17 protein-coding genes are annotated in these 17,106 nt (G+C 62.7%); 12 read left to right on the top strand and 5 right to left on the bottom strand.

Annotated features, from left to right (window positions below; genetic code table 11):
* Positions 1-16 precede the first annotated feature (16 nt).
* The 7 genes from ACSQ3Z_RS11810 to ACSQ3Z_RS11780 all read left to right on the top strand — a co-directional run bounded on the left by ACSQ3Z_RS11810 (position 17) and on the right by ACSQ3Z_RS11780 (position 8,125).
* Positions 17-1,525, top strand: a complete 1,509-nt coding sequence (locus ACSQ3Z_RS11810; protein ID WP_436171442.1) for a sugar ABC transporter ATP-binding protein — start codon at positions 17-19, stop codon at positions 1,523-1,525.
* Positions 1,526-1,653: 128 nt separating this feature from the next.
* Positions 1,654-2,418: an SDR family oxidoreductase gene (locus ACSQ3Z_RS11805; RefSeq protein ID WP_436171441.1), complete on the top strand. Its 765-nt coding sequence runs from the start codon at positions 1,654-1,656 to the stop codon at positions 2,416-2,418.
* Between the two features lie 8 nt (positions 2,419-2,426).
* The gene (locus tag ACSQ3Z_RS11800; protein ID WP_436171440.1) at positions 2,427-3,212 is read left to right on the top strand and encodes a glucose 1-dehydrogenase; all 786 of its coding nucleotides are present in this window, start codon (positions 2,427-2,429) and stop codon (positions 3,210-3,212) included.
* Between the two features lie 163 nt (positions 3,213-3,375).
* A complete protein-coding gene (locus tag ACSQ3Z_RS11795; RefSeq protein ID WP_436171439.1) occupies positions 3,376-3,621 on the top strand; it encodes a hypothetical protein in 246 nt (81 codons plus the stop codon).
* Between the two features lie 396 nt (positions 3,622-4,017).
* Positions 4,018-4,992 (top strand): ABC transporter substrate-binding protein, encoded by a 975-nt coding sequence (locus tag ACSQ3Z_RS11790; RefSeq protein WP_436171438.1) that lies wholly within the window; start codon positions 4,018-4,020, stop codon positions 4,990-4,992.
* A gap of 77 nt (positions 4,993-5,069) precedes the next feature.
* The gene (locus tag ACSQ3Z_RS11785; RefSeq protein WP_436171437.1) at positions 5,070-6,149 is read left to right on the top strand and encodes a quaternary amine ABC transporter ATP-binding protein; all 1,080 of its coding nucleotides are present in this window, start codon (positions 5,070-5,072) and stop codon (positions 6,147-6,149) included.
* Positions 6,146-8,125: an ABC transporter permease gene (locus ACSQ3Z_RS11780; RefSeq protein WP_436171436.1), complete on the top strand. Its 1,980-nt coding sequence runs from the start codon at positions 6,146-6,148 to the stop codon at positions 8,123-8,125. Before ACSQ3Z_RS11785 ends, ACSQ3Z_RS11780 begins: the two co-directional genes overlap by 4 nt.
* Positions 8,126-8,140: 15 nt before the next feature.
* Here the strand turns inward: ACSQ3Z_RS11780 and ACSQ3Z_RS11775 are convergent, their stop codons facing one another.
* A complete protein-coding gene (locus ACSQ3Z_RS11775) occupies positions 8,141-9,499 on the bottom strand; it encodes an NAD(P)-binding domain-containing protein (protein WP_436171435.1) in 1,359 nt (452 codons plus the stop codon).
* Positions 9,500-9,760: 261 nt separating this feature from the next.
* On the opposite strand from ACSQ3Z_RS11775, the gene ACSQ3Z_RS11770 reads away from it, so the two are divergent.
* Positions 9,761-10,486 (top strand): helix-turn-helix domain-containing protein, encoded by a 726-nt coding sequence (locus ACSQ3Z_RS11770; protein ID WP_436171434.1) that lies wholly within the window; start codon positions 9,761-9,763, stop codon positions 10,484-10,486.
* Positions 10,487-10,648: 162 nt separating this feature from the next.
* Here ACSQ3Z_RS11770 and ACSQ3Z_RS11765 read toward each other — a convergent pair whose 3' ends face one another.
* From ACSQ3Z_RS11765 to ACSQ3Z_RS11750, 4 genes are all read right to left on the bottom strand, one after another.
* Positions 10,649-11,689, bottom strand: coding sequence for a heme-dependent oxidative N-demethylase family protein (locus ACSQ3Z_RS11765; protein ID WP_436171433.1), 1,041 nt, complete (start codon positions 11,687-11,689; stop codon positions 10,649-10,651).
* Positions 11,690-11,801: 112 nt separating this feature from the next.
* Positions 11,802-12,767, bottom strand: coding sequence for a PDR/VanB family oxidoreductase (locus ACSQ3Z_RS11760; RefSeq protein WP_436171432.1), 966 nt, complete (start codon positions 12,765-12,767; stop codon positions 11,802-11,804).
* Positions 12,764-13,360 carry a dimethylamine monooxygenase subunit DmmA family protein gene (locus tag ACSQ3Z_RS11755; protein ID WP_436171431.1) on the bottom strand — a complete coding sequence of 199 codons (597 nt, stop codon included), beginning with the start codon at positions 13,358-13,360 and terminating at the stop codon, positions 12,764-12,766. Before ACSQ3Z_RS11755 ends, ACSQ3Z_RS11760 begins: the two co-directional genes overlap by 4 nt.
* Before the next feature lie 40 nt (positions 13,361-13,400).
* On the bottom strand, positions 13,401-14,534 hold the full coding sequence (locus ACSQ3Z_RS11750; RefSeq protein WP_436171430.1) for an aminomethyltransferase family protein: 1,134 nt from the start codon (positions 14,532-14,534) through the stop codon (positions 13,401-13,403).
* Between the two features lie 284 nt (positions 14,535-14,818).
* Between ACSQ3Z_RS11750 and ACSQ3Z_RS11745 the strand changes: the two genes are divergently transcribed.
* The 4 genes from ACSQ3Z_RS11745 to ACSQ3Z_RS11730 are packed head-to-tail and all read left to right on the top strand — an operon-like array spanning position 14,819 to position 17,094.
* Positions 14,819-15,106 (top strand): hypothetical protein, encoded by a 288-nt coding sequence (locus ACSQ3Z_RS11745; RefSeq protein ID WP_436171429.1) that lies wholly within the window; start codon positions 14,819-14,821, stop codon positions 15,104-15,106.
* 12 nt (positions 15,107-15,118) lie between these two features.
* Positions 15,119-15,496, top strand: a complete 378-nt coding sequence (locus ACSQ3Z_RS11740) for a hypothetical protein (protein WP_006204490.1) — start codon at positions 15,119-15,121, stop codon at positions 15,494-15,496.
* A gap of 16 nt (positions 15,497-15,512) precedes the next feature.
* Positions 15,513-15,674 carry a hypothetical protein gene (locus ACSQ3Z_RS11735; protein WP_006204489.1) on the top strand — a complete coding sequence of 54 codons (162 nt, stop codon included), beginning with the start codon at positions 15,513-15,515 and terminating at the stop codon, positions 15,672-15,674.
* Positions 15,675-15,690: 16 nt separating this feature from the next.
* Positions 15,691-17,094 (top strand): APC family permease, encoded by a 1,404-nt coding sequence (locus tag ACSQ3Z_RS11730; protein WP_436171428.1) that lies wholly within the window; start codon positions 15,691-15,693, stop codon positions 17,092-17,094.
* Positions 17,095-17,106 lie beyond the last annotated feature (12 nt).

Here is a 17,106-nt window from a genome sequence, read left to right as displayed (position 1 = left end):
GTTTATGAGCGCAACGATGTCGCCTGATCCCCGCCCAAGCGAAAGCCCGCACAACGGGCTCTTCGTCAACGGCCTCTGCAAGAGCTACGGACCGGTCCAGGTCCTGGCCGATGCGAGCTTCGAGGTGCGGCCGGGCGAGGTCGTGGCGCTGCTCGGCGAGAACGGCGCCGGCAAGTCGACTGTCTCGAACATCATCGCCGGCGCGACCAAGTCCGATGCCGGCTCCATCATCTGGCGGGGGAAGCCCTATTCCCCCGCCAACCCCGCCGCCGCCATCGAGGCCGGCGTCGGCATGATCCACCAGGAACTGAAGCTGCTGCCCGACCTTTCGGTGGCGGAGAATGTCTATGTCGGGCGCCTGCCGATGCGCGGCGGCCGCATCGACCGCGCGACCATGAACGCAAAGGCCTCGGCGCAATTGAAGCGGCTCGGCCTCGACGTCTCGCCGGAGCGCAAGGTGCGCACGCTGCGCATCGCCGCCCAGCAGCAGGTCGAGATCGCCAAGGCGCTGACGCTGAACGCCGAGCTTTTGATCTTCGACGAACCGACGGCAGCACTCGGCGGCGAGGAGACGGAGCTGCTGTTCCAGCAGATCAGAAAGCTCAAGGCCGACGGCATGTCCTTCATCTATATCAGCCATCGTCTCGACGAGATCGCTCAGATTGCCGACCGCGTGGTGGTGATGCGCGACGGGCGCATCGTTGCCCGCCACGAGCGCGCCGACATTCCGGTACGCACCGTGGTTGAGCAGATGGTCGGCCGCAGCGTCGAGCGGATGTTCCCAAAGCTGTCGCCGCCGGGCTCGGACACGCTGCTCGAGGTCGAGAACTTGTCGTCACCGGAGCGCAGTTTCAACGATGTCAGCTTCTCGGTGAAATCCGGCGAAATCCTCGGCATTGCCGGGCTGATCGGCGCCGGGCGCACAGAGCTGGTGCGGGCGATCGCCGGCGCCGATCCGATCTCGTCGGGATCGGTGCGCGTCGCCGGCAAGCCGGTGCATCTCAGCGGCCCGGCAGCGGCGATCAAGGCCGGCGTCGTGCTGGTGCCCGAGGACCGCAAGGCGCAAGGCGTGGTGCTCGACCAGACCATCGGCGAGAACCTGGCATTCGGCAATTTCGACCATGTTGCGCCGAAGGGTTGGGTCTTCCCGAAGGCGGTGCAGAAATTCGCCGAGGCCGGCATCTCCAGGCTCGGCGTCAAAGGCCGGCCGAACCAGGCGGTCTCAAAACTTTCCGGTGGCAACCAGCAGAAGGTGATCATCGCCAAATGGGTGTCGCGGCCGCCCAAGGTGTTCATCCTCGACGAGCCGACGCGCGGCATCGATGTCGGCGCGCGCGCGGCAATCTACGACGTCATCGCCGACCTCGCCCGCTCGGGCATGGCGGTGGTGGTGGTGAGCTCCGACCTCGAGGAGGTGCTCGGCCTGTCGCATCGGGTGCTTGTGCTGAGCCGAGGCCGCCAGCGCGGCATCCTCGATCGCAATGATGCCAGTAATGTCGCGGTGATGGAGCTCGCGACGAGCTAGAAAAGCAAGGAATCGGAACAAAGCGCAGCAGGTGATACCCTCCCAGGCACCGGACCGCGCGGGGCGCCAGCAAGACTGGCGCCCCGCCACTTTGAGGAATTCCGGCGGTTGGAGGAGAGGAACCGACGATGACATTGTTCGATCTTAAGGGCGACGTGGCGCTGGTGACCGGCGCCGGCAGCGGCATTGGGCAAGCGATCGCCATCGGCCTCGCCGAAGCCGGTGCCGATGTCGCCTGTTTCGGTCATACCTCCAAGGGTGGGCTGGACGAAACCGCGCAAAGGATCACCGCACTCGGCCGCAAGGCGCTGGTGCTGACCGGCACGGTGACCTCGGAAGACGACCTTGCGGCAGCGGTCGAGCGTACCGAAAACGAACTCGGGGCACTGACCATCGCCGTCAACAATGCCGGCATCGCCGGAGCAGAACCGGCCGAGACGCTGCCACTGGAGACATGGCAGAAGATCTACGACGTCAATGTCAGCGGCGTCTTTCTCTCCTGTCAGGCCGAAGCGCGCGCCATGCTCAAGCGGCGCAAGGGCTCGATCATCAACATCGCCTCGATGTCGGGCTCGATCGTCAATCGCGGCCTGACGCAGGCGCACTACAATTCCTCGAAGGCCGCCGTCATCCACATGTCGAAAAGCCTCGCCATGGAATGGGCGGATCGCGGCCTGCGCGTCAACGTCGTCAGCCCCGGTTACACGCTGACGCCGATGAACAAGCGGCCGGAGGTCGCCGACCAGGTCAAGATCTTCGAGCGCGACACGCCGATGGGACGCATGGCGACACCGGAGGAGATGGTCGGCCCGACCGTGTTCCTGGCCAGCCGCGCTTCGAGTTTCGTCACTGGCATCGACCTGATCGTCGATGGCGGATTCGTCTGCTGGTAGGAGAAAAAATGCAGAAGCGTTTTGAAGGAAAGACCGCGGTCATCACGGGCGCCAGCGGAGGCATCGGTGCTGCAATGGCAAAGCGCTTTGCGGCGGAAGGTGCGGCGGTCGTCGTCAGCGCCATCGACCCGCGCGTCGACGAGGTCGCCGCCAGCCTGAAGGCGGCGGGCGCGAAGGTCGCCTCGATGCGGATGGACGTGACCAGGAAGGACGAGGTCGCCGCGCTCTACGATCTCGCCGAGCAGCAATTCGGCCGAGTCGACATCTCGGTGCAGAATGCCGGCGTCATCACCATCGCGCGGATCGAAGCCATGACCGAAGCCGAGTGGGACAAGGTGATGGCGGTGAACACCAAGGGCGTGTTCCTGTGCTGCCAGGAGGCGATCGCGCGCATCCGCAAACATGGCGACGGCGGCCGGCTGATCAACACCGCCTCCGGCCAGGCGCGGCAGGGTTTTATCTACACGCCGCACTATGCGGCGTCGAAATTCGGCGTCGTCGGCATCACCCAGAGTCTGGCCAAGGAAGTGGCCAAGGAGAAGATCACCGTCAACGCCATCTGCCCCGGCATCATCGACACCGACATGTGGGCCTATAACGATGCTGCCTGGGGTAAACTGATGGGCGACTACAAGCCGGGTGAGCTGATGGCCGAATGGGTCAGGAACATCCCGATGGGCCGCGCCGGCAGCGGCGAGGACGTGTCCGGCCTGGTCAGCTTTCTGGCCAGCGACGATGCGACCTACATCACCGGCCAGACCATCAATGTCGATGGCGGCCTGATCATGTCGTGAGCAGCCTGATCGTGCTTGGGCACCGCCGGCCGGTAAGCCAGGACCGGCTGCTCGACGATGCCGAAATGCGCAAGCCGGAGGCTGATAGTGTCCCAGTTTGAAATTTGACGGGTCGTCAACCGCACCCCTAGCTTTTGTTTATCTCTGCCGCCATCATCGTGGCATGCGCATCGAGGACGACATCGCCAGGGTCGAGCAGCACATCCGCGAGCTTGAACAGCGGATAGAGCATCAGCAGGAGGTAATCGCCCAGGCAGAGGCGAGCGGCCTGTCAACAGACAGGGCGCGCGTATTCCTATTGTTTCTCAAGCAAACGTTGGGCATGAGCCGCGACCATCTTGCGAGGCTTCTGACGGATGAGGTCCTAGCGAGCAGATCCCCGGACGGCGGCACAGACTTGGGTCAGTGAATTTCCAACTGAGACACTACCGATGGGCTTTATGCGTTGCGCGGCATGAACGTTGGTATATATAATTTCATCCCATGAAACGGTTGCGGCAAGCCGGACAGCTTGCGGCTGGTGGCCGGGGATTGTGGGACCACCTCGATGGTTGGGACGTTTCGGAGCGCCGCGGGAGCAGCGATAGACCCGCTGATGACTGCTTCGGCAGCAGCCCGCCAGCAGCCATGACGGTGTCCCCTCGGCATCCTCCGAAATCGAATTTTTCACCAGTCCCCCGCGCCTGCACGACAATCGATGCATCGGTGCCTTGCGCGCCTGCCGCTTTTGCCAACACAATGAAATCAAAAAACGAGAAGACGGGAACGAGCGACAATTTCCACACGGCTTGACAGGAGAACGAGCATGTTACTTCGCAGCGTGATTTCGAAATTCTCAATGGGAGCACTTGCGCTTGCCGCGGCAAGCGCGCTGACACCACCGGCCCATGCAGCGGCGCCGGAATCCAACGACCCGATCAAGATCGCGCTGTTCGACTGGACCAGCGTCAATTTGAACGCCAAGATCCTTGGCGGCATCCTCGAAAAACTCGGCTATACGGTGGAATATCCGACAGCCGACTACCTCTCCAGCCTGACCACCGGCCTGACCAATGGCGACCTCGATGTCGGCCTGGAATTCTGGGACACGACCGCCGGCGAAGCCATGAAGGCCTCCGACGCCACCGGCCAGACCGAACGCCTCGGCGCGCTCGGACCGAAGGCCAAGGAAGAGTGGTGGTTTCCCGAATACATGAAGGAGAAGTGCCCCGGCCTGCCGAACTGGGAAGCGCTGAAGGACCCGAAATGCGCCGAAGCCTTCTCGACGGCCGAGACGACGCCGAAGGGGCGCTATGTCGGCGGTCCGGTGACCTGGGAAGGCTTTGACGACGAACGCGTCGAGGCGCTGAAGCTGCCGTTCACCGTCATCCATGCCGGCACCGATGCGGCGATGTTCGCCGAGCTGGACTCGGCCTATCAGCGCAAGGCGCCGATCATGCTGTGGATCTATTCGCCGCATTGGGCGCCAGCCAAATACAAGGGCGAATGGGTGCAATTCCCCGAGCATACGCCGGAGTGCTACAGCGACCCGAAATGGGGTTCCAACCCCGACGCCAAATATGACTGCGGCAAGCCGCATGGCGAGATCTGGAAGTATTCCTGGGCCGGCATGAAGGACAAATGGCCGGTCGCCTACAAGGTGGCGAAGGCCTACACGATCGACACCGACGAGCTCAACAAGATCAGCGGCGACATCGATCTGAACGGCAAGACCCCGGAAGAGGTCGCCGCCGCCTGGATCGCCGCCCACGAAGCCGACTGGAAAGCCTGGGCGCAGTGATTGTTCCGACTGGAAAAGTGAGACCCGGCTGTTGATCGGCCGGGCCTCGATCTTTGATACTCCAGAAGGTCGATCGAATGACGGAAGCGACTGAACAGGCCTTGAAGACAGCGGGCAAGGATGCCCGTCCGATAAAACTTGCCTGCCGCAATGTCTGGAAACTGTTCGGGGCGAACGCGGCCGATTTCATCCGTCAGCGCGACGGCAAGGCCAGCCCTGCCGATATTGCCGCGGCCGGACTGGTCGGCGCGGTGCGCGCCGTCGACCTCGAAATCCGCCAGGGCGAGATCTTCATCATCATGGGGCTTTCGGGGTCGGGCAAGTCGACGCTGGTGCGCTGCATGTCGAGGCTGGTCGAGCCAACCCATGGCAAGGTCGAATTCGAGGGCAAGGACCTGCTCAAGATTTCCGATGTGGCGCTGATCGAACTCAGGCGCCACCGCATGGGCATGGTGTTCCAGAATTTCGCGCTGCTGCCGCATCTCAACGTGCTCGACAACATCGCCTTCCCGTTGAGCATCCAGGGTCAGGACCGGGCGACGCGAGAGAAACGGGCGCGGGAGGTCATCGAGCTTGTCGGCTTGCGCGGCCGCGAGCATTTCTATCCACGCGAGCTTTCCGGCGGCCAGCAGCAGCGTGTCGGCATCGCCCGCAGCCTGGCGACCAAGCCAGAAATCTGGTTCCTCGACGAGCCGTTCTCGGCGCTCGACCCGCTGATCCGCCGTGAGATGCAGGACGAGCTGATGCGGCTGCAGACCATGCTGCACAAGACCATCGTCTTCATCACCCATGATTTCGACGAGGCGATCAGGCTGGCCGACCGCATCGCCATCATGAAAGACGGCGAGGTCATCCAGATCGGCACGCCGGAAGGGCTGGTGGTCAATCCGGCGACCGACTATGTCGCCGAATTCACGCGTGACGTCGACCGCGCCAAGGTGATCTCGGCTCGAAGCCTGATGCGCGCCTGCGACGGCTCGGAGCATGGCGGCACCGTGGCGCCGGATGCCAAGATCTCGAGTTTCTCGGCCAGCATCGTTTCCGCCGGAAAGCCGTTCGCCGTGGTCAACGGCAGCGGCAAGCCGATCGGCGAAGTGACGCCGCAAGCGGTGATCGACCTGCTGGCCGGCATCGAGCACAAGAGCGCCAGCGCATGACGGTGACGGCAAGCGCCAGCGCAGCGAGGCCGCCGGTTCAGCGGTGGCTGGCGATCTGGGCGCTCGCGCTTGCCGCCGTGCTGGTCGTGTTCGTGCTGCAGGAGAGCCTGCCCTGGGCCGTCAACTATCCGACCGAGGCGGTAGTCCCCGTCGCCGACTGGGTCAGCGCGCTGATGCGCTGGATGAAATCGAACTTCTCGTGGCTGACGCGCTCGATCACCGCCGTGCTCGACGTGCCGCTCGATTTCGCGCTCAATCTTCTGGCCAAGAATTTCAAGATCGGCCACGGCGCCGACGCCTATGTTCTGCCGCGCTTGTCCTGGGTCGGCGTGTGCGCTGCCGCCTTCCTCGCAGGGCGCGCCGCCGGCGGCTGGAAGCTTGGCGTGCTGGTCGGCGGTTGCTTTGCCTACATCGCGCTATTCGGCCAATGGACCAGCGCCATGCTGACGCTCGGGCTAATCTCGATCGCGGTGCCGTTCTGCATCGTCACCGGGTTGTTCGTCGGCATCTGGGCCTGGCGCAAGCCATGGGCGGAAAGACTCATCATCTCCCCCGCCCTCGACCTGATGCAGACGATCCCGACCTTTGCCTATTTGATCCCGATGCTGCTTCTGTTCGGCAACAGCCCGGTTTCGGCGATGATCGCCACCGCAATCTTCGCCACGCCGCCGATGGTGCGGGCAACGATGCTGGGGCTGGCGCGGGTGCCGTCGGAGATCGACGATTTCAGTGAGATGGCGGGCTGCACGGCACGGCAGAAACTGTGGCGTGTGCTGCTGCCCTCGGCACGGCCGACGCTGATGGTCGGCGTCAACCAGGTGATCATGCTGGCACTCAACATGGTCATCATTGCCTCGATGATCGGCGCCGGCGGCCTCGGCTACGACGTGCTCCTGGCATTGCGTGCGCTGAAGGTCGGCGAGGCGATGGAAGCGGGCCTTGCTATCGTGGCTTTAGCCATCGCGCTCGACCGGCTGAGCCAAGCGATCGCCCACAACCATGCGCAGGGCCAGACGTATCAGGCGGCGAGCCCGGTCTTCTGGCGCCGCTACCCCAATCTGACGCTGGCCGTCGCCATCCTTGCTGCCACCACGTTGCTCAGTGTGTTTGTCCCGGCATTCGTCGCGGTGCCGAAGGCGATCACTTTCACCACCGCGCCGCAGTGGAAGGCAGCGGTGAGTTGGGTGACGATCAACTTCTTCGACACGATCGAAGCGTTTCGCGTCGCGCTGATCCTCAACGTGCTGAACCCGGTGCGCGCCTTCTGCGAAGGGTTTCCGTGGCTGGGCGCTGTGTTCCTGCTCGGTCTGGCCGGCTATCAGCTTTCCGGCTTGCGCCTCGCCTTCCTGGTCGCCGCGCTGACCGCCTTCTGCGCCATCACCGGGCTGTGGGAAAAGACCATGGCGACGGTCTATCTCTGCGGCATCTCCGCCTTCATCTCGTGCCTGATCGGCATTCCGATCGGGCTGATGGCGTCACGCAGCGACCGTTTCGAGAAGATCGTGACACCGATCATCGACACGCTGCAGGTGCTGCCGTCATTCTGCTTCATCATTCCGGTGGTGATGCTGTTCCGTGTCGGCGACGTCACTGCGATGATCGCCACCGTCGCCTTCGCCGTGGTGCCGGCGATCCGCTACACCAATCACGGCATAAGGCAGGTGCAGCCAGCGCTGATCGAGGCGGCCAAGGTCTCCGGCTGCACCCCGCGACAGACCTTCCTTCGCGTGCAATTTCCGCTGGCGCTGCCCGAGATCATGCTCGGGGTCAACCAGACCATCCTGATGGCGCTGGCGATGATCATCATCTGCGCCATGGTCGGCACGCGCGATCTCGGCCAGGAAGTGTTCATCGCGCTGTCCAAGGCCGATTCCGGCCGCGGCATCGTCGCCGGGCTGGCCATCGCCTTCATCGGCATCGTCGCCGACCGGCTGTTCAGCGCCTGGACGGCGAAAGCCAGGGCGAGGCTGGGATAGTTTCAGGCGCGACGGCTATTCCGCCGCCACGCCTTTCACTTCCAGATACGATTCCATGGAGTCGTCCAGCGCCTGCAGCCAGGGCGTATGGTGCAGCGGCGCCATGGTGCCGGTCATCAGGGAGCGATAGGCGTGGTCGCGGAAGCTCATGATGTCCTCGCCCTTGTGGTGCTCCCACTCCATGAAGGTCTTGTTGACCGCCTCGACGTCGAAGCCGGGATAGTCGGTCTGGTCCATCAGCTCCTTGGTGTAGTCGCCCTGGAACCAGATCATCTGCTCGGCGTCTTCCAGCGTTTCCTCGCGAGCGCGCCATTTCGCGCCATGTGCCGCCATCGCCTCGGCCGATGGCAGTTTGATGCGGCCCATGATCACGTCGCGCGCGAACCAGGCCTGCGCGTCGAACATGTTGAAGGTGTAGAACTGGTCCTGCATGCCGATATAGGACAGCTTCGGGTTCTTCTCCCAGACGACGCCTTCGTAGATGCCGTCCGGCCACATGCGGTTGGCGGTCTTGAGCTTCAGATCGTCGGTGAGGAAGGGGAAGGAATGCAGGTAGCCGGTGCACAGGATGATGGCGTCGACGTCCTTGGTGGTGCCGTCCTTGAAGTGGGCCGTCTTGCCGACGACCTTCTGCAGCAGCGGCACTTCCTTCCAGTTCTCCGGCCATTTGAAACCCATCGGCTTCGAGCGGTAGCTGGAGGTGATCGATTTGGCGCCGTATTTGTAGCATTGCGAACCGATGTCCTCGGCCGAATAGGAACGGCCGATGATCAGGATGTCCTTGCCCTTGAACTCCATCGCGTCGCGGAAATCGTGGCTGTGCAGGATGCGCCCGTTGAAGGTGGAGAAGCCTTCGAAATAGGGAACGTTGGGGACGGAGAAGTGCCCTGAGGCGACGACGACATTGTCGAACTCTTCCGAGTAGGTGATGTCGTTGGTGCGGTCATGCGCGGTGACGGTGAATTTTTTCGTCTCGTCCGAGAAGGTGACCATGCGCACCGGGCTGTTGAAGCGCACCCATTGGCGCAGGCCTGACTTTTCGACGCGGCCCTTGATGTAGTCCCACAAAACGGCGCGCGGCGGGTAGGAGCCGATCGGCCGGCCGAAATGCTCCTCGAAGGTGTAGTCGGCGAATTCGAGGCATTCCTTCGGGCCGTTCGACCAGAGGTAGCGATACATCGAGCCGTGCACCGGGTCGCCATGCTCGTCGAGGCCGGTGCGCCAGGTGTAGTTCCACAGGCCGCCCCAGTCGGACTGCTTTTCGAAGCAGACGACTTCCGGAATCTCGGCGCCCTTGTCGGCGGCCGACTTGAAGGCCCTGAGCTGCGCCAGGCCGGAGGGTCCGGCTCCGATAACGGCAACGCGACTTTTCATGGCGAGCCTCCCGATCTCATTTCCCTAACGAAACAAATTTCACTCACAGGACAGTAATTGGCCCTTCGGTGCTGTCAACAGGCGTTGTGCGGAAAGCGCGTTTCGCACAGGCAACTTCGGGTGAAAAAGCCACCGGCGAGCGGCAGGCCGGGAAAGCACAATTCGGCCGTGGATGGCTTGCCGTGGTGGTTGCTCTTCTGTATCGGCAGCGAATATGTTCACCTTGGGTGAAAATAAATCCGCAAAGCGCGAGGGGGCGACATGGCGAAAAAGACTTTGCACCCCAGGTCTGGCGATCCCAAGCCGCGTGTCGCGGCAACCAAGCCGCTGCCGAAGGCCGGCGACGGGAGGGCGATCCGCACGCCGCTGACCCAGAATCCGCACGCCATTCGCGACACGCGCGAAAAGGTGCTGGAAGTGGCGATCGGCCGCGAGGTGCGGGCGTTCCGCAAGAAGCTCGGCATCACCGTCGCCGACCTCGCCGTTGCCACCGACATTTCGCTGGGCATGCTGTCGAAGATCGAGAACGGCATCACCTCGCCGTCGCTGACGACGCTGCAGGCGCTGTCCAGGGCGCTCGGCGTTCCCGTCACCGCCTTCTTCCGCCGCTTCGAGGAGGAGCGCAGCGCCGTCTTCGTCAAGGCCGGTGAAGGCCTCGACGTCGAGCGCCGCGGCACGCGCGCCGGCCACCAGTACAATCTGCTCGGCCATATCGGTTCCAACACCAGCGGCGTGGTGGTCGAGCCCTATCTGATCACGCTGACCGAGGATTCCGACGTGTTCCCGACCTTCCAGCACGAAGGCATGGAATTCCTCTATATGCTGGAGGGCGAGGTCGTTTACAGGCACGGCAGCAATCTCTACCCGATGAAGCCCGGCGACAGCCTGTTCTTCGACGCCGACGCTCCGCACGGACCCGAACAGTTGACGCGGCTGCCGATGCGCTACCTCTCGATCATCTGCTATCCGCAGAGCAGCGCGGGTTGAGGCATCTTCCGAACGCTTGTGCCGCCCCTCATCCGCCTGCCGGCACCTTCTCCCCGTAAAGAACGGGGAGAAGGGAGAAGCTCCAACGCTGGCGCCCCCCTCTCCCCGTTCTTACGGGGAGAGGGTAAGGGTGAGGGGCAGCGCCAACTTAGCAGGAAAAACTCAATCCGGCCCGAACCCCGGTGACGTCGGGCTGCCGTCATCGAGCTTCGACAGCCATTCAACCAGCGTCGGCCGATAACGCGTCAGGCCCTTGTAGGTGGCGAGTTCTTCCGGCAGGTCGCGGATGACGCGGTGCAGGCGGCGTGCCCATTTCGGCTGGGTGACCAGCTCGTCCATCTTGATCAGGTAGCAGCGGATCGGGAAGACGATGCCGTTCGAGCGCGGCAGCCGCCAGAAGCTCTGCAGTTCGACGCGCAGATGCACCTTGTCGCCGACATTCTCGGGCGTCACAGTGGTCCGGTCCGGTCCCCATTTGTGATAATTTTCCGGGCTGGTGTCGAGGCGCGGATTGATGGTCATCGTCCAGTTCAGGCGCCGTGCCGGCTTGCCTTGCTGGATGTTGGTGAGGAATTTCAGCGCCCGGATGAAAATGCCCTTCTCATGCGCCAGCGGCACCGGCGCGTGCCATTCGAAGAAGTTCATGCCGATGTCGAAATCGAGCGACCAGTCGGCCTGGGTGGTGACCATGCCGGCATCCATCCACAGATTGCCGTCGCGCTGGTCGAGGATGCAGAAATCGCCCTGGCTCTGCCGGGTGATGTATTCCATCGGCCCATAGGGCAGCGTCGAGGTGTCGCCGAAGGTGAAGGTGTCGTCGATGCCGAGCGGCCGGTTGATCCAGCGCCAGCGGTCGCCGTCGCGAGTCAGCGTGAAATGCTCGGGATAGCCGAGCGCCTGCTGTTCCATCAGCAATTCGAGCAGGTCCCAGCCGGCCAGCGTCATTTGCGGCAGCGACTGGCAGCGCAGCGGGTCTTCGGCCAGCACCAGAGCGCGGTCCTGCATCTCGGCGACATAGTGCTCGTCGACGTCGATCAGGTTTTCGAGCACGCTTCCCTTGGGGCCAAGAACATGCGGCTCGATGTTGACCGCATACATGTAGCTGTCTTCGTGGAACGGGAACGGAAAGCGCCTGATGTGCTCCGGGCTGTTCTTGAAGGTGAAGTCGTCGCGGAAGGTTTCCTTGCGAAAGGTGATGCCCATGATTTCCTCCTAGAGCGGGATGCGTTCGGGTTGAACGCGACATCCCGCTCTATCTCTTTGTTTTAGCCGCATTTCTGCGACGCCAAGTGTATCCGCTTGGCTGCAAAATGCTCTACCGCTCCAGCACCAGCGATTTGCCCTCGAAGCGCGACACGCACGGCATGATCTTGCAGCCGGAGCGGTGGTCTTCCTCGCTCAGCCAGTGATCGTTGTGGATGAACTTGCCGTCATGGGAGACGACGTTGGTCTCGCACTGGCCACAGACGCCGCCGCGGCAGAGATAGGGCGGATCGACGCCGGCCGCCTCGATGGCTTCGAGCAGGCTCTGCTGCGAACCGACGCGAATGGTCTTGCCGGTGACGGCCAGCGTCACGTCGAACGGAGCGCCTGGCTGCGGGGCCGCGAAATGCTCGAAATGCACGGTTTCCGCAGGCCAGCCAAGGGCGGCCGCGCGGTCGCGCACCCAGTTGATCATGCCGGCCGGGCCGCAGACATAGAGGTGCGTGCCGAGCGGTTGCGACGACAGGAGCCGGTCGAGTTCGATGCGCTCGTCACGATCGTCGTGGTAGAGCCTGACCCTGCGGTCGTAGCGCTGCTGAAGCACATCGGCGTAAGTGCCGAGCGAGGCGGTGCGGCAGGTGTAGTGCAGCTCGAAATTGCCGCCCGACCCCGCCAGTTGCGAGGTCTGCGCCATGAACGGCGTGATGCCGATGCCGCCGGCCAGCATCAGATGTTTCCTGGCGCGCAGATCGAGCGAGAACAGATTGACCGGATAGCTGATCACCATCTCCAGGCCGGGCTTGACGCTCCGGTGCATGAACAGCGAGCCGCCGCGCCCGACATCGTCGCGGCGCACCGAGATGGTGTATTCGCTGGTATTGAGCGGCGAGCCCATCAGCGAATAGGGATTGAGCCTGGTGCGCTCGCCGTCGCGCATCTCGACCACGACATGGGCGCCGCCGGAAAAGGTCGGCAGCAGCTCGCCGTCGCGCCGGCGGAAATGAAAACGGGTGACCAGTTCGTTGACCGGGACGACGTCGCTGACCACGACATCGAGTTTCGTTGTTCCCGTGCTCATCGAAAAATCTCCTCCATCGGAGGAATCTCGCTGCGGTCCTCGGCGTTGATGCAAACGCCCTGGAAGGCGGCGAGGCGCCTGGAATAGTGGTCGCGCACCAGAAGCAGCAGGCCGCAATGCGAACAGGTCGCCGGCTGTGTCGTCACATTCTCGGTGATGCCCTTGCAGTGCACGCATTGCATGCGCCGCGCCAACGAGCCGCGATGCTCTGTCTGCATCGAGGTGTGGTCGATGCCGGCCTCCAGCGCCACCTGCATGGCCTGGCCGATCAGGCCTTCGGTGCCGGAGAGATAGAGGCGCAGGCCCATATGCGCATTGGTCAGCGTCTGCTTCAGGCGCGGCAGCAGGCTGGCGAAGGACGGTGCCAGATGGAATTGCGCCGGCTTCAGCGCTTCGAGGGCGCCGATATGCTTGCCGTCGGGGCCAGGAATGAAGACGATTTCCGCTCCGTCGAAAAACCCGGCCGGAGCGTTCTTGGCCATCCCAGTTATCGCGAGCGCGCCTTCCGCATCCGCCACGAAAAGATGGTGCTTGCCGGGCTGGGGAGACAGGGTTCCGTAAACCGGCCGGCTGATGATGCTTTTGGCTGCCATTCTGTCTTTATGCCTCGAACCCCTCGCTGTTGATTATGCCTCAGCCTTTGGCGGTGCGTTTGGTCTTCTTGGGATCGTCGAACGGCAGCGGCTGCGCTGTGGCCTTGATCGAGCCGCTCTTGTTGCGGATCTCGAGCGTGGTGTCCTTGACGGCGCAATCCACGTCGAGCCTGGCAATGCCCATCGATTTCTTGACCAGCGGAGAATACATGGCGCAGGTCACCACGCCAACCTTCTTGCCGTCGCGGTAGACCGGCGCGCCCTCGTCGGCCGGCTCTTTGCCGTCGAGCAGAACGCCGTAGATCTTGAAGCGCTCCTTGCCCTTCAGGCGGTAGTGCTCCTCGGCACCGCGGAAGCCGGTCTTGCCGGGGCTGACGGTGAAGTCGAGGCCGAGTTCCCACAACGTGTCGCCAGGGCCTTCATTGTCGAACGGATACTTTTGGGAATTATCGTAGGGGTAGAAGAGCAAATAACTTTCGACGCGCAGCATGTCGAGCGTGGTGAAGCGGCAGGGAATGATGCCGGCGCCCTTGCCCTCGTCGAGGATCCTGTCCCAGATCGTGCCGGCATCCTGGCCGCGGCAGAAGATCTCGTAGCCGCGCTCGCCGGTGTAGCCGGTGCGCGAAATCATCACCGGAAGGCCGAACAGCTGCGTCTGCATGTGGTGGAAATAATTGAGGTCGCGAATGCCCGGCACGTGCTTGGCCAGGTAGTCGACGGCGGTTGGACCCTGCAGCGAGAGATCGTGCAGGTTATCGTCGAAGCGCAGCGACACGTCACGCCCAACTGAAGCGCGCTGCAGTTCCTCATGGCCGGTGCCAGAGCCGTGCACGACCATCCAGCTATTCGGGCTGATGCGGTAGATGATGCAGTCGTCGGTGAATTTTCCCGCCTCGTTCAGCATGCAGGCATAGGCCGACTTGCCGGGATAGATCTTTTCGACATCGCGCGTCGTCGCCAGGTCGATCAGATGCGCGGCGTGCGGGCCGGTGATGTGAACCTTCTTCAGGCCGGAGACATCCATCAGCCCGGCCTTGGTGCGGATGGCGACGTATTCCTCGTCGGCGTCCTTGTCGTAGGTCCAGGCGGTGCCCATGCCGCTCCAGTCCTCGAGCTTCGAGCCGAGCGCGCGATGGCGGTCCGCCAAGGTCGAAAATCTCCAGGATGCCGTCATCCGCTCGTCCTCCGTTCAATAATCACTGATGTTCCCTGCTCCGTGCACGGCGGCCGGAGCTTTGGCCGAATATTGATCGCAAACGCCGGAGACCTGCAATACCCGCAAGCAAATAATTTCATTGTCAGGCAAAATTCGGGGCACCAAACTAGCGGTTAACCAAACGTAAAACCGTCTTGACAATTCGGCAAATCGGACTGAACTTATGAAAAAAATTTCACTCTCTTGAAAGAGGAAGGCGCGCGGCCGATTCGGAAGCCGGCGTTGAAAAAGGGGAGAAACCGATGTCCGACCTGCAGCAGCGCATCGAAGCGCTGTATCGTTCCGACGTGCGTGGTTCCATGCTTCTGATCGTCTGCCTGTGGGCGACGATCCTCTTCGTCCTCGTGATGACATGGCCATACATCCCCCACGGCGGGATCAAGCTCGTCGTCGCGGTCGCCGCCGCCGCGGTGCTGATCTTCAACACGGCGGCCATCCTGGCGATGGTCAACCACTACAAGGAAGACAAGGACTTCATCTACGGGCTCGATATCAAGAACGCCGACGCGTACCGCAACCGCAAGTCCTGAGGGGTAGAAGAGATGTCCCGTTATAGACCGCCGGAGCAAAGCAAGGCCGGACAGGTTTTCGATATCGTCGTGGTGGTGGTCGCCATCTTCGTGGCGCTATGGCTGCCGCTCAAGCTCGGCCTGGCGGGCGCGGCAAAATCCATTGACGCGCTCGACGCCAAGACCTGGGAAGCGTTGGGCCAGAACCCGACCATGGCCTCGATCTGGGAAAAGCTCGGCTATACGCCGGAAACCGCGCACGACATCATCCAGAACCGCTTCCACTACATCATCGACTGGCCGACGCTGATCATCATGGCGGCCGTCCTGATAGGCTATTTCGTCTTCCTGTTCCGCGCATCCGACCGCGAATACCGCGACGTCATCAACGAAAAGTTCGACGACAAATAACCGGGGAAGCACGCTCATGTGGATGGCACTCTCTTATGCATGCTGGGGCATCTCGATCGTGCTCGCGCTGTGGATGCTCTACGACTGGTTCAAGGTCGACACGACCTTCTCCGAGGATGTGCTGACCTCGTCGCGCGAAGGCGAGCTTGAAGCCGTCTCCGAAAAACACCGGATCTGAGTGTGAGGATTGAACGATGACGGTCGCGGTTGAAACGGCGGAAACGGCAATCCACGGAGGCAGGGTCTCGCTGCTCAGGGTGCTCGGCCCGGCCCATGTCTGGGCTCTCGGTGTCGGCATCGTTCTGGTCGGCGAGTTCACCGGCTGGAATTTCTCGGCGGACAAGGGCGGTGCGCTGGCAGCGCTGATCGTCTGCTGGATCGTCGGGCTGCTCTACACCTCGGTCGCCATGATCGATTCCGAGGTGACATCGACGGTGGCTGCCGCCGGCGGCCAGTATGCGCAGGCCAAACACATTGTCGGGCCGCTGATGGCCTTCAACGTCGCGCTGTTCCTGGTATTCGCCTATACGATGCTGGAAGTCTCGGACGCCATCCTGCTCGGCGACACGATCGTCGCCAAGGCGGGCGTCGAGGGATTGACCCACAATTCCTTCATTGCCGCCACCATCGTGGTGCTGGCGTGGCTGAATTACCGCGGCGTGCTGATGACGCTGAACGTCAACTTCATCATCACGGCAATCGCCTATATCTCGATCGTCATCCTGTTCTTTTCGGTCAGCCCGTGGACTCAAGGGGCGGTGCTGAAGCTCAACGAACTGGTCACGCCCGGCAATGCGCTGCCCTATGGCTGGATCGGCGTCATCGCCGCCTTCCAGTTCGGCATCTGGTACTATCTCGGCATCGAGGGCACGACACAGGCCGCAGAGGAAGTGCGCTCGCCGGCGCGCTCGCTGCCCTACGGCACGATGGCCGGCATGATCACGCTTTTGATCGCCGCCGCCATGACCTGGTATATCTGCGCCTCGATGATGCCGTGGGAATATCTCGGCATCACCTATTATCCGCTTTGGGACGCGGGCAAGCTGACCGGCAGCCCGCTGCTCGAGAACCTGCTGTTCATCGCGACGCTGCTGGCCGCACTTGCCTCCGCCAATGGCTGCATCAACGATGCAGCGCGCGCCTGGTTCTCGCTCGGCCGCGACCGCTACCTGCCGAGCTGGTTCTCGGCGGTGCACCCGAGATACCGCACGCCCTACCGCTCGATCCTGTTCCTGCTGCCGATCGCGCTGGCCTTCGCCTTCATCGCCGACCTCAACCAGGCGATCACCTTCTCGATCCTGTCGGGTGTGCTGCAATACACTTTCATGAGCATCAACATCATGATGTTCAGGAAGAAGTGGCCGCTCGGCTCGATCCGCCGCGGCTACACGCACCCCTTCCATCCACTGCCGGCGATCGTGCTGTTTTGCCTGTGCGTGGTGACGTTCTTTGCGATCTTCCTCGGCTTCGGCTCGCAGCTGATCGCCATGGTCGCCTTCTACTTCCTGATCTCGCTGTGGTTCCACTTCTACCGCTACAAATTCGTGCGCCGCGGCGACCAGTTCACCATGCCGTGGCCGAAGCCGCAGGGCTATTGATCGAGACAGGAC

Source organism: Mesorhizobium sp. LjNodule214, from assembly GCF_964252735.1.
In the GTDB taxonomy this organism is placed as follows: Bacteria; Pseudomonadota; Alphaproteobacteria; order Rhizobiales; family Rhizobiaceae; genus Mesorhizobium.
The sequence above is the reverse complement of the archived record's forward strand: the minus strand, read 5'-3'. Positions and strand labels throughout refer to the sequence as shown.